General features: G+C 38.4%; 10 protein-coding genes. All 10 read right to left on the bottom strand.

From position 1 onward, the window contains the following. Nucleotides 1-6 precede the first annotated feature (6 nt). The 10 genes from QGN23_RS10805 to QGN23_RS10760 all read right to left on the bottom strand — a co-directional run bounded on the left by QGN23_RS10805 (nt 7) and on the right by QGN23_RS10760 (nt 12,792). Nucleotides 7-717 carry a YfgM family protein gene (locus QGN23_RS10805; protein ID WP_282904312.1) on the bottom strand — a complete coding sequence of 237 codons (711 nt, stop codon included), beginning with the start codon at nt 715-717 and terminating at the stop codon, nt 7-9. Nucleotides 718-839: 122 nt separating this feature from the next. After that, a complete protein-coding gene (locus QGN23_RS10800; RefSeq protein ID WP_282904311.1) occupies nt 840-1,373 on the bottom strand; it encodes an adenine phosphoribosyltransferase in 534 nt (177 codons plus the stop codon). Between the two features lies 1 nt (nt 1,374). After that, complete coding sequence (locus QGN23_RS10795) at nt 1,375-2,574, bottom strand: hypothetical protein (RefSeq protein ID WP_282904310.1); 1,200 nt, start codon at nt 2,572-2,574, stop codon at nt 1,375-1,377. A 276-nt stretch (nt 2,575-2,850) separates the two neighbouring features. After that, the gene (locus QGN23_RS10790; protein WP_282904309.1) at nt 2,851-4,056 is read right to left on the bottom strand and encodes a M48 family metalloprotease; all 1,206 of its coding nucleotides are present in this window, start codon (nt 4,054-4,056) and stop codon (nt 2,851-2,853) included. Nucleotides 4,057-4,328: 272 nt separating this feature from the next. Next, nucleotides 4,329-5,660: a quinol:cytochrome C oxidoreductase gene (locus QGN23_RS10785; protein WP_282904308.1), complete on the bottom strand. Its 1,332-nt coding sequence runs from the start codon at nt 5,658-5,660 to the stop codon at nt 4,329-4,331. A 14-nt stretch (nt 5,661-5,674) separates the two neighbouring features. Further along, on the bottom strand, nt 5,675-6,385 hold the full coding sequence (locus QGN23_RS10780; protein ID WP_282904307.1) for a c-type cytochrome: 711 nt from the start codon (nt 6,383-6,385) through the stop codon (nt 5,675-5,677). Continuing rightward, a complete protein-coding gene (locus QGN23_RS10775) occupies nt 6,378-6,899 on the bottom strand; it encodes a DUF3341 domain-containing protein (protein ID WP_282904306.1) in 522 nt (173 codons plus the stop codon). The genes QGN23_RS10780 and QGN23_RS10775 overlap by 8 nt, the downstream gene beginning before the upstream one ends. Continuing rightward, nucleotides 6,886-8,286 (bottom strand): NrfD/PsrC family molybdoenzyme membrane anchor subunit, encoded by a 1,401-nt coding sequence (gene nrfD, locus QGN23_RS10770; protein WP_133439117.1) that lies wholly within the window; start codon nt 8,284-8,286, stop codon nt 6,886-6,888. The genes QGN23_RS10775 and nrfD overlap by 14 nt, the downstream gene beginning before the upstream one ends. Before the next feature lie 18 nt (nt 8,287-8,304). Beyond that, the gene (locus tag QGN23_RS10765; protein WP_282904305.1) at nt 8,305-11,403 is read right to left on the bottom strand and encodes a TAT-variant-translocated molybdopterin oxidoreductase; all 3,099 of its coding nucleotides are present in this window, start codon (nt 11,401-11,403) and stop codon (nt 8,305-8,307) included. A 21-nt stretch (nt 11,404-11,424) separates the two neighbouring features. Next, nucleotides 11,425-12,792, bottom strand: a complete 1,368-nt coding sequence (locus QGN23_RS10760; RefSeq protein ID WP_282904304.1) for a c-type cytochrome — start codon at nt 12,790-12,792, stop codon at nt 11,425-11,427. Nucleotides 12,793-12,848: the final 56 nt, after the last annotated feature.

The raw sequence follows: 12,848 nt of genomic DNA, 5'->3' as shown, positions 1-12,848 counted from the left end.
TTTTAATTAGTAATATTTTACCATTTCGATATACGAGTCAGACATTCCGTTATCGTAATCCTGATATTTTTCGTCGATGGTAGAGAAATATTTTTTCGCGTCAGCGTTCTTTTTCAAAGCCAATGCTACGATTCCTGCTTTTCTTGTAAAGTAATAAGAAGTATAAGGATCATCTGAAGCTGAAATTGCTTTATTCAAAAGAGACAACGCATCGTCGCTTTTATTAAGGTTGGCCTGGGTGTCTGCCATAGCGCCATATTTCAAAGCCATTAAGACTTTGTTGTCAGAAGAAAAATTATCCAGAAGGTCGTAAGCTTCCTGGTATTTGCCTTCTTTAAATTTAATTAATCCGGCGTTGTAAGAAGAAAGTTTACCAACCTTGGTTCCTGAGTACTCCTTATAAGTCCCCAAATAACCTGGGTTTGCTGCGCTTTTTCCACCTAAAGCCAAATCGTCTTTTCCGTCTGCTAAATTTTTCTGGGCAGCAAGGTAGCTTAAAGTAGCTTCTTCATTTCTTGGTGCTTCGTAAAACTGCTGAAAAGCAAAATATCCTAAAACGCCTGCCAACAATACACCGAAAACGATCATTAAAGATTTAGCATTTTTTTCGAGAAATTTCTCAGTATCGAGTGCACCTCTGTCCAGGTCTTTGAAAACTTCTACAGTTTCCTTACCTTCCATTTCTTTTTTGCTGGTGCGGGAATTGAATTTTGCCATAATTTTGATAAAAATTGAAGTGCAAATTTAACTGTTTTTAAACGATATACAAAATTATGCTCAAAAAAACATTTTCAGTTAAATTTAAATTTCAGGAAAGTTCTAAATTGTTATATCTTAGGTCAATAGGTTAATATCTGATGAACTTCGGCTCCGAATTTTTTGAGTCGGTTTTCACCTTCCAGATCTTTTAGACCGATTAAGAAACTGAACTGCGAAACAATTCCGCCTTGCTTTTGAACTAGATGTGCTGCCGCTTCTGTTGTTCCTCCGGTGGCCAATAAATCATCGTGAATCAGAATTCTTTGTCCGGGTTGCAATTGCCCGGTCCGCATTTCTATTTCTGCTGAACCGTATTCCAGGTCATACTTCTGACTTACAAATGGTGGCGGCAGTTTCCCCTGTTTCCGGATCAAAATAAAAGGCACATCCAAGGCCACGGCAATGGCAATGCCGAAAAGATAACCACGGCTTTCGATCCCGCACACGGCGTCGATTTTACCACGGCTGAAATTCGCCAGGTCAGCAATGACCTCTTCATAGAGTTTTGGATTGAGAAATATCGGGGTAATATCTTTAAACTGAATTCCCGGTTGCGGAAAATCTGGAACATTCTGAATGGTATTTTTTAAATCCTGAACAAGTTGCTGATTCATTTTAATTGATTTTATAACTTGAAATTTTCCAGTCGCCATTGACATTTTTTAATCCAAAAGTCACCTGTACGGCTGTTGTTCTGCCTTCTTTATCGGTAATATCATAAGTGGCATTTACGCTGGCTGCATTTGCACTGGCATTGTTGGTCGTCATATTCTTCACCGTAATACTTTTCACCCCACCAAAACCTGAAGTAGGATTAGAGAAAGTTTCATAAGAACCCCAGTTCGGATTATCGGCCACATCATAAGCGCCCCGAAGATTCTGAGCAGACAGATTGTTTAAAAATTTTGAAACGCTCGCTTTAGGATCAGCCGCAGGCACTTTGGTTTCTGGAATGACTCCGGAAGCGTCTGGTGTTATAACCTGATCCTCAATGACTTCATTTGCAGGATTATCCGCTGGATTTCCGGCAGGCATTAACAATGCTTTAGGGTTTACCGGTACTCCTATTTTTGACATTTTAAAGGTTTTCTTTGTCGTTTTTACCGTCACGGTAATATCAACACTTTGGTCGATAATTTTTTGTCCAGGCAGTGACGCAAATCTCACATTAAATCCTTTGAAGTTGTTATCCAACATCAGGTTCTTTGCAGTAGAAATACGGTTGCCGCCGCTGGAAACCTCCAGAATGACTTCTAAAGCGGCGCCTTCAAAGACAATTGGTTGCCCTTTAGCATCTAATAATCTTGGGACAACCTGCAATGATTGTGGACCTAAAACGGCATCATTTCCCATGCTGTTCACATCAACACTCAAGGAACTTGCCTGAATGTCGTTCGCATCGAATTCTTTGGCCTGATCATTTCCGAAGATATTCATATTTCCTAAAGAAGGAGGTCCGGTGCTCGACCACTCGACTCCATTCTTTTGAGCCACCTGATCTGCGAGTGAAAATATTTCGGGAACTTTCTTTCCGTTGATTAGAACGCCCAGCGCTTTCAGTTCATTGGCTTCTCCCTCGGCCTCAACACCAAAAGTCTTTAAAATATAAAGCGCTTCATTGAATTTAACCTGCTGCAACGTATTCAGGCCAGAAGCCATATCATTGATACTGGACTGCAGAGTCTGTGTTGTAGTAGCATCGACGGCGTCTTTTTTGCAGCTCACAAAAAACAGCAATACCGCGAACACAAAAAATCTGCTTATTTTAAAAAAAGAAGTTTTCCCGGTTGTATCTTTAGTTCTATTCTTACTCATACTTATGTTTTGGTTTCGAACAAATTTATAAAAAAATCCCGACAAAGACGGGGATTCCATTTAAAACTAAGCCTGATACCCCAGTAATTTTCTGATCTGATAAAAGAAACGTTCAATCAATCTTAAATCTCGGATAACTATTTCAGCATATCCTTTAAGGCAGGCCAAAAAGTTTTTCACAATTTTAGGCCCCAAAACTAAAAAAACCATCTAATTCTTTAAGAAAAATTGTTGAAGATTGGGTCGCACTGTATACCTGTTTTTTTATCAATTACTTTAATAATTACTCTTAATTAACATCCAATCTTTAGCATATCGGTATTGTCTGTCAAAAGCGGGCTTAGCTTTTAATTTATTTTTGTCATATGCTTCAATAAATTTTAAAATATCTGGATTACCTTTCAAAGGCGGAAAAAAAAGATATCTGACACCACCTTTAAAACCGGTTTCGGTATTGATTGATTCACCAGTTTTTGTAAAATCTAGTATTTTAAAGGTCATAAAATAAATTAATGGAATTGCAAATGCCAGAAGATATTTTTTACTAAAATTAAAGTTTTCCAAACCTTTTGCCATAATTATTAAAACCAATAAATAAGGCACTAAATGAAAAACATAAGAATCTGATACATCATGTTTTAGAATAAAAAAAGCATAGGGCAGAATTGCAATAATAAAATACTTTTTAAATGGCACTTTATTTAAGCCACGAATGATAAAGTACGTGAAAAACAAGAAATTATACAGTAAAAAAACTAAATTTCTTCCTAAACTTTTTATAAATGTTTTAAAATCTAAATGAAAAAAAGAAGAACCCCACGCATCATCTGTAAAAATTGCAGTAAAACTATTTTTTCCCTGAATTACCGGAATCAGAAGAACTGAAAAAAGTACAGTGGGTATAAGAAGACCTTTTATAATATTCATTTTATTACTCTTGAAGTTTTCGTATAAAAAATACAAATAAAAAGGCACAAGCAATATGGTTTGAATGTGAATCAAGAACATTAAACCGAATAATATGGAGCTCCAGTAAAAATTAATACTCCTTTTCTCTTTTATAAATAAAAAAAATTGGTGTAAAAATAATATAACAAACAATAGGTAAAAACTGTAAACCTCCGTAATAATAGAAATTCTCCAAAAGGTGAAAGAAAAACCGAAAAATAAAATTACAACGTCTACAATATCTTCCTTAACATCAAATAAAAAAAGAAATTTTCTTAAAAAATACAATGTTAATATTGAACATCCTATACTGAAACCTACAAATAAATAATGTGGATTAATAAAAGGAACTATCTTATGTAAAACCGCCAGCGAATTAATGTACAGAAAATGATTTGTAGCATTTGTTGCTAAATCGAAACCCTTGGAAGCCACTACGGTAAAGGCTAAGCTATCGCCCAATATCGGATCAGGTCCTATAGAAAAAAGATAGATTAGGAGAAAAATAAAAAGAAGTAAAACATTTTTATTCATGCTGTTATTAAGTTTTTTAAGCATACTTATGCATAGTTAGTTTTCTAGTTTTTGTATATAATTTCTAAATTATTAGTCACAAACAAAAATATAATAACTTTTGTATTTAAAACAATATCGTAGTTCCAAAGGATTACCAACTTCCTATAGAATTTTTACCCAAAAAAAGGCGCTCATCCTGAAACCCATCCACTTGCTCAAAAAACAATCACAAAAAAAAGTCCTGACAATTAAATGATCAGGACTTTTCTATTTATTTAAACCTTTAAACTTTAGAAAGGATATTCGTAAATTTTAGATTCGTGTAAGAAAGGATTTCCTTCCGGAATTAATTTCAGTTTAGCCAATGTTGTCATTACAACAAAGATGAAAGATCCTAAACCAAACAACACGGCACCAAGATTGGTTAATAAACCGGTGATGTTTTGCCAGAAAGGTCCTACTGTACCAGGCATTACCATATTATAATACACCAACCAGTGTCCGGTAATAACAATTACTGCCATCGTAGTCATCACGGTGTAATTTCTCTTGATACTTGAACTTACCATTACCGCTAAAGGAATTGCAAAATTGAATAATAAGATTGACCAGAAAGCCCATGAATAATATTCAAATCTACCGTAGAAATAATTTACTTCTTCAGGAATATTGGCGTACCAATACAACATGAACTGCGCAAACCAGGTATAAGTCCATAACATTGTAGATGCAAAAAGGAAAACTCCTAAATCGTGCAGGTGGTTATCATTGAACTGAGGTAAAAATCCTGCTTTCTTCAGATAAACACTGATCACCATAATTACAGCAATCGACGTTGCCAACGCACTTACCATCGCATACCAGATATACATCGTAGAATACCAGTGCGGGTCAATAGACATCAACCAGTCCCACGCCCAGGCTGCCGAAGCGAACCCGAAGAATGCAATATAGCCAACGCTCCAGCTGTAATAGCTTGCGTATACTTTTCTGCTTTTTGTTTCATCAACTTTTTTAGAAAGTGATTTCAGTTTCCAGGCAAAGAATGATGCTCCCAACACATAGATAAGCGTTCTTACAACATAAAAAGGAATATTAAGGAAAGTCTTCTTTTCAAAAAGAATCGGATCAAAATTAACGCTTTTCGGGTCAGTTAATTCAGGATCCATCCAATGGAAAAGATGTCCGATATGACTAACGTTCAACAGCATTATAATAATAATAACTGCACCTGCCCAAGGGATAAATGACGCGACCGCTTCCATAACCCTAAGGATAATAATGGACCATCCTGCGTGGGACGCGTTTTGAATACTGTAGAAAAACAATGCACAGCAACTTAGAGCAAATAGGAACACTGCAACCGTATGAACTGCTGCCAAAGGCTGATTTTTGAACTGCATTGTAGCATGCTCCAAATGCGCTGCGTGATCTTGTGGCCCCAACAATTCGCTGGAATTGGAGGGAGTATTATTTCCGCCGGCATGAACCGCCTCCATCATATGTTCAATCTGGGCATCATCAGCTCCACGGTTCATAAAGTAACCTGCTCCAAAAAGAACTGCTCCCAGGAGAATGAATACGATTGAATATAATCTTAATTTAGGTGAAAAACTATACATTTTTTTACTCTTTTTTATTTTTTAGGACTCGTACTAGGTTCTGCTGTTTTCGCAACGGGTGTCGCATTTTCGGCAACTGCGGTTGGAGCAGCAGTAAGCCCTCCTTTAAATTCATTCATAATATACAGGGAGACTCTCCATTGGTCGCCTGGTTTTAACTGACCAGCATAAGATCCCATCGAGTTTCTGCCGTGTGTCAAAACATAATGTACTGAACCTATGGTAATTTCTCGATCTGCATATTTCGGAACTCCTGAATAAGCACCACTTGCAACGATGGATCCTTGTCCATCACCACCGGTACCGTGACAAGCCGAACAGGTTTTATTGAAGAGATCTTTCCCTCTTTCTAAATCTTTTGCCTGATTCGCAGGATCTAGTGGAGAAGCAGTTACTAATTTAGAAGCATCATATCCTTCATTATATTCAAGCACAGTCATTGCGGTATTTGCGGCTGCATCTGCAAGTCCTTCCGGGTTTTGTGCTACCGTTCCGTCTACAGGTCCTAAGCCCGTACCACCTTCTTGTTTAACAAATGCCGGGATTTCGTTCTCATGGTCAGAATAGGCAATGTCAGCTTTCATCAGGGGGTCATAAGCAACCGGAAAATACATGTCGGGGAAATAGACCAAAGGTGGATTTCCCTTGCTGCAAGAACTTAAAGCAATTGCGGCAAATCCTAAGACAGCTGTAATTTTAAATATATTCTTTGTCATTTTAAGCATCTTTTACAGTTATTTCTTCAACTCCGGTATCAATCAGAATTTGTTTTACTGCATCTACATTATCGGTAACAAATTCCATCATAAATTTATCATCGGTTGTTCTTGGATCAGGATTCTGAGGAGGACAGCCGGGATACATTTTATTTCTCGCCAGGAAAGTAAGCGACATCATGTGCGCTGCACAGAATACCATTAACTCAAACATCGGTACCACGAATGCCGGCATATTGGTTCCCCATTTGAAAGCGGGTTTACCTCCGATATTCATCGGCCAGTCATGGTTCATGGTATACCAGGTCACCAAAATTCCAATTGTTAAACCGTATACTGCATAAATAAAAGCAGCATCAGAAAGTCTTGTTTTTCTTAGACCTAAAGCAGTGTCCAGACCATGTACAGGAAACGGCGTGTAAACTTCGTTTATTGCAATTCCTTTATCATTGAACGCTTTTACGCCATCTAACAAATCATCGTCATCGGCATAAATACCGTATATTATTTTAGTGGTGCTCATCTTCTTCTTCTTTTGCTTTATAGGTTTCACCTGATATTTTCAAGATAGTCTTCAATTCAGCCTGTGCAATGACAGGGAATGTTCTTGCGTATAATAAGAACAGTACTCCGAAGAAACCAATTGTTCCTAAATAAACACCTACATCAATGATGCTTGGTTTAAACATAGTCCATGAACTTGGCAGGTAATCTCTCGCGATGTTGATAACGATAATATCAAATCGTTCAAACCACATTCCGATATTAATAATTAAAGCAATGATAAAAGTTGCCATAATATTTGTTCTCACTTTCTTGAACCAGAATAATGCCGGTACTACTAAGTTACAAATAATCAATGCCCAGAATGCCCACCAGTACGGACCAGTTGCTGCTCCTGGAGAAAGATATGTAAAGTCTTCATATCTTGAACCGGAATACCATGCGATGAAATATTCAGTTGCATAAGCTACCGTTACCATACCACCTGTTACGATAATTACAATGTTCATAATTTCGATATGATACATGGTAATATAATCTTCAAGGTGAGCCACTTTTCTTGCTACCAATAAGAGCGTCTGAACCATTGCAAATCCGGAGAAAATTGCTCCTGCAACGAAGTACGGTGGATAAATAGTTGAGTGCCATCCTTTAATTACTGAAGTAGCAAAGTCAAAGGATACCGTTGTGTGTACCGAGAATACCAGTGGTGTTGCTAAACCTGCCAAAACCAAAGATAATTCTTCAAATCGCTGCCAGTGTTTTGCTTTTCCACCCCAACCGAAGGAAAGGAAAGTATAGATTCTTTTGGTCCAGGGTGTTTTTGCCCGGTCTCTGATCATCGCAAAATCCGGAATCAATCCCATAAACCAGAATACACTGGATACTGAGAAATAAGTGGAAATTGCAAATACATCCCAAAGAAGCGGCGAGTTAAAGTTGGTCCAAAGTGAACCGAACTGGTTTGGTAAAGGGAATACCCAATATCCTACCCAAACTCTACCCATGTGAATAACCGGGAAGATGGCTGCCTGAACTACCGCGAAAATGGTCATCGCCTCAGCAGAACGGTTAACAGACATTCTCCATCTTTGTCTAAATAATAAGAGTACCGCAGAAATAAGAGTACCGGCGTGACCGATCCCTACCCACCATACGAAATTGGTGATATCCCAACCCCAGTTGTTAGTTCTGTTTAGACCCCAAGCACCAATACCGGTACCGATGGTGTACGCGATACAGCCGAATCCATAAATGAATAGAGCAAGTGCGATCCAGAAAGAAACCCACCATAGTTTTCCTGCTCTTTCTTCTATAGGTCGCGCGATATCGTTTGAGATATCATGATAAGTCTTGTGACCAATTATTAAAGGTTCCCTTATCGGAGCTTCGTAATGTCCTGACATTTTTTACCTATTTATTATTTAAACAATATTTTCTTTTCTATTTCTCACTTTGGTATGGTAGAATACGTTTGGTTTAGTACCAATTTCTTCCAGCAAAGTATATCTTCTGTTGGTGCTGAAAAGCGCTCTTACTTCAGAACTCTTATCATTCATATCACCAAATTTCATTGCTCCTGTAGAACATGCATCCACACAAGCGGTAGAGAATTCACCGTCTCTGATGACTCTTCCTTCTTTCTTAGCTTCCAGAATCACATTCTGTGTCATTTGAATACACATAGAACATTTCTCCATAACCCCTCTTGTTCTGACAACAACATCTGGGTTCAAAACCATTCTTCCTAAATCATTATTTTGATTAAAGTCGAATTTATCATTGAGGTTATAAGTAAACCAGTTGAATCTTCTTACTTTATAAGGACAGTTGTTGGCACAATATCTTGTACCGATACATCTGTTATAAGCCATTTGGTTCTGTCCCTGCTTACCGTGAGAAGTTGCTGCCACAGGGCAAACAGTTTCACATGGAGCATGGTTACAGTGCTGACACATTACCGGCTGGAAAATTACATCTGGATTAGTAGCAGGATGGTTTAATATTCCACTTTCTTTGTCCATGAAATGACCATACATTCCCGGTACGTTAAGGTCTGCAGTAACAGCTTCTTCCTGAGAAAGTTTACCGTCTTTATTTAAATCAATATGAGCAGGAATATCAGTCGTATAGTAACGGTCAATTCTTAACCAGAACATATCTCTAGACATTCTTACTTCATCTTTACCAACAACAGGTACGTTATTTTCTGCCTGACAGGCGATAATACATGCACCACAACCCGTACAGGAGTTTAAGTCGACTGATAAATTAAAGTGAGGTCCATCGGTATCATCAAAAGCATCCCAAAGGTCAATTTTACCGGCAGCTGTAGCTTCTCCTCCGATGGTATGATATTCCAATGGTTTGTTCCATCCTAGTTTTTCGTCATCAAATTTTACGTTTAAGAAAGTATCCAAAAGAACCTCTCTCGCGATTTCATAACGACCCATCAGGGTATTTTGAAGCTGCATTCCTGCAAACTCATGCTCTTTGCCAGTTTTCTCAATTTTAACATCTGATAAAATTAAGTTGGAACCGTCAAATATAGGATATGCATTTACACCGGTTTCGGCAACTTTTCCTGAATTCTTTTTACCGTATCCTAATGCAAGTCCCACTGCTCCATCAGCCTGACCCGGTTGGATATACACAGGAACATCTTTAATGGTAACACCGTTTACAGTAAGGTTGACCACCGAACCATCCAGCTGCATTCTTCCGTTAAGATCGTTTTTGATTCCTAATCTTGCAGCGTCTTTTGGGGAAATGGTTAAGTAATTATCCCAGGTCATTCGGGTAATCGGGTCAGGCAACTCCTGTAACCAAGGGTTGTTCGCCTGAGTTCCGTCTCCTATTGCTGTTTTGGTGTATAATACCAATTCTAAATCAGAGGCTTTGAAACCAGTCAATTCAGAAATTGCTTTTGCAGCGTCTCCGCCTGCATAAGAAAGCGTTGTGGTATTGCCGCCATCGACAACACCGCTATAAAGCGCTTTATTGAAAGGAGTACCGCCAATTAAAGTAGCGGCATTTGCCTTCAAATAGTCATAATAATTATTGTCCGGGCTGTCTTTTCCATTCATCCAAACCAATAGAGATTCTTCAATCTGTCTTGATTTAAAGATTTTTTGAATAGTCGGCTGCATCAAAGTATAAACACCTGTTTGAGGTGCCATATCTCCCCAGCTTTCCAACCAGTTTGCTACAGGAATAACAGCTTTCGCTGCTTTGTACATTTCGTTCTTCTTATCGGCTACTGCGATAACATAAGGTACTTTTTCCAGAGATTTTCTGAATTCTTCTCCCTTAATATTAGAATAAATCGGGTTTACATTATTGGCGATCAATACACCAACCTGTCCCGAATTCATCCATCCTAAAAACTCCTGATATCTTGCACCGTCAAACTCTTTTAAGAAGTTCGCTTTTCCGGTGAAAGCATTGGAAGCTAATTTTTGATTAATTAAATTGGCTAAAACATGAGCTGCTTTGGAACCGTCAGCAAAAACAACAGCGTTGCTTCCTTTTGCCTGTAATTCTTTTACAATCTCTCCAGCTTCTTTGCTTACGCTACCACCATTAAGTCCGTTATAAACTTCTACTAAAACTTTATTTACAGCACTTGGCTTTAATCGAACTCTTGTATCAGCATTGGCTCCGGTCAAAGTCATGTTGGACTCCACCTGAATGTGTCTCAACATATCCGGACCTGGTTTTCTTGCTGCGGCGTAAGAAGTTTCTAAAGAACCTCCATTAAATTCACCTAAGAAATCCGCCTGGAAAGAAACCACCAATTGGGTTTTCGATAAATCATATACCGGCAAAGTTCTCTGTCCGAATACTTCCTGCGCTGCATCTAAAGCCGCACTGTGTGGAATCGCATCGTACGTTACGAGTTCTGCCGTTGGATATTTTGCTTTGAAATCACCAAATAACTTTTTGAAAGTTGGTGAAGGGAATGAATGCGATAAAACAACGATTTTCTTTCCTCCCGCTTGCGCTTCAGTTAAACCCTTTAAAACGAACTCATCAACTTTATCGAAAGTCTCATCTTTACCGTCAAATTTTGGCTGTTTAACTTTATCGTTATCATATAATGAAAGAATTGCAGCCTGAGCTCTTGCACTTGTTTTACCTAAATCTTTTGCAGACGGATTCGGTTCAATTTTAATTGGCCGGCCTTCTCTGGTTTTAACTAAAACACTGGCAAAATCGAAACCGTCGAAATAAGTGGAGGCATAATAATTAGGAACCCCCGGAATAATTTCGTGTGGCTTTACCACATAAGGAATCGTTTTAATTACCGGCGCTTCACAAGCTGCTAATGTTACCGCCGCCGTAGAGAATCCTAAAAGCTTTAAGAAATCCCGTCTTGAAGGTCCTGATTCAGTTGATTGATTTCCGCCCGGCTTTTCACCCACCGGAATTTCAGTCTGAAATTCTTTTCGAGCCAACTTACCGTTTAAACTCGGATCCTTCAGTTCTTGAATACTTCTGAATTGTATTTTATTTGAAGCCATTGATACTTCTAATTTTTGTTATTAATAATGACATTTACCACACTCAAGACCTCCAATTGCATCTACAGTGATTTTCGCACCTGACCCATACTGTTTTTTCAGTTTGTCATGTAGATTTTTGAAGTACTCTTTATTATAACCATTGTTCATATCTACCTCCGTAGTTCTGTGACATTCTATACACCATCCCATGGTGAAATCATTGGCCATCTGCACCACATTCATGGTATCAACCTGTCCGTGACAAGCTTTACAAACGATATCTATTTTCGCATTAGGATTTTTCTGGTTGTAAGAATTAAGGATGGCTTGTTCTCCTACCACCACGTGTTGAGCGTGGTTAAAGTAAACAAAGTCCGGCATATTGTGAATTCTCGTCCATTCTACAGGCTGTGTTTTACCGGTATATTTCTGCGAAGAAGGATCCCATCCGGTCGCGGCGTAGATTTTCTGTATCTCTCCATCGTAGAACGCTTTGTCTTTTCCTGGCTCCATATACTTTCCGTTATATTCGGAAATCGTTCGGTGACAGTTCATACACACATTCATAGAAGGAATTTCGGAAACCTTACCGTATTTCGCGGAAGAGTGACAAAGCTGACAGTCAATTTTGTTTTCACCTGCATGGATTTTGTGAGAGAAATAAATCGGTTGTTCCGGTTTATACCCTTTGTAAACACCAATCCACATCAACCAGTTCCACAATCCGTATGCAGCAAATATGCCTAAAAGCACTAAGATTCCTTTACCGATGTAATCATATTTTCTGTAGAGATCCCCGAAAGAAACCGCACGGGTCGCATTCAATCCTGTTAATTCGTCTGTTTGTTGCAGCTTAACTAATTGTTTCAGTTTCAAAAGCAGCCAAATCAAAAGACCGCCAATCGCCAAAAGGGAAAGCAGAATAATTTTTGAATTCATCGACTGCATTTTTGCCGCCTCTAAAGCAGCAACCGAATTGGTATCTACCGCTCCTGCTCCAGTCGCTTCTGCTGCTGGTTCCGGCGCCGTTGGATTTGAGGTATACGCTAAAATATCATCAATTTCCTGATCCGTCAGATTAGGAAATGCTGTCATTTCAGTTTTATTGAATTTTTCGAAAATTTCGTTTGCGTACTTATCGCCTGATGCTCTTAAAGCTTTATTGTCTTTAATCCACTTATGTAGCCAATCAGTGTCTAAATTCTGCTCCTTTTTAATCAAGTCTACTATACCTCCTAAAGCCGGACCAACAAGCTGTTTGTCCAGTGCGTGACAGGCGGTACAATTTGCTTTAAAAAGCTTTTCACCATTCTTAGCATCTCCTTGAGCGTAAATAGAAGCACTGGTCGACAGCAATAGACCTATTGCGATGAGACCTCTTTTGTAATGCTTTCTCCAACTAATCATTTATAAAATCTTGGGTTAGTAAATTATATTGAGTTTACTTTCAACTTGGCAAAAAT

The sequence above is a fragment of the Chryseobacterium gotjawalense genome (assembly GCF_030012525.1).
Classification (GTDB): Bacteria; Bacteroidota; Bacteroidia; order Flavobacteriales; family Weeksellaceae; genus Kaistella; species Kaistella gotjawalense.
The sequence above is the reverse complement of the archived record's forward strand: the minus strand, read 5'-3'. Positions and strand labels throughout refer to the sequence as shown.

Excerpts from the sequence above, each read along its gene's own strand:
- QGN23_RS10805 (WP_282904312.1), bottom strand. The coding sequence starts at position 717 with ATGGCAAAATTCAATTCCCGCACCAGCAAAAAAGAAATGGAAGGTAAG.
- QGN23_RS10800 (WP_282904311.1), bottom strand. The coding sequence starts at position 1,373 with ATGAATCAGCAACTTGTTCAGGATTTAAAAAATACCATTCAGAATGTT.
- QGN23_RS10795 (WP_282904310.1), bottom strand. The coding sequence starts at position 2,574 with ATGAGTAAGAATAGAACTAAAGATACAACCGGGAAAACTTCTTTTTTT.
- QGN23_RS10790 (WP_282904309.1), bottom strand. The coding sequence starts at position 4,056 with ATGAATAAAAATGTTTTACTTCTTTTTATTTTTCTCCTAATCTATCTT.
- QGN23_RS10785 (WP_282904308.1), bottom strand. The coding sequence starts at position 5,660 with ATGTATAGTTTTTCACCTAAATTAAGATTATATTCAATCGTATTCATT.
- QGN23_RS10780 (WP_282904307.1), bottom strand. The coding sequence starts at position 6,385 with ATGCTTAAAATGACAAAGAATATATTTAAAATTACAGCTGTCTTAGGA.
- QGN23_RS10775 (WP_282904306.1), bottom strand. The coding sequence starts at position 6,899 with ATGAGCACCACTAAAATAATATACGGTATTTATGCCGATGACGATGAT.
- nrfD (WP_133439117.1), bottom strand. The coding sequence starts at position 8,286 with ATGTCAGGACATTACGAAGCTCCGATAAGGGAACCTTTAATAATTGGT.
- QGN23_RS10765 (WP_282904305.1), bottom strand. The coding sequence starts at position 11,403 with ATGGCTTCAAATAAAATACAATTCAGAAGTATTCAAGAACTGAAGGAT.
- QGN23_RS10760 (WP_282904304.1), bottom strand. The coding sequence starts at position 12,792 with ATGATTAGTTGGAGAAAGCATTACAAAAGAGGTCTCATCGCAATAGGT.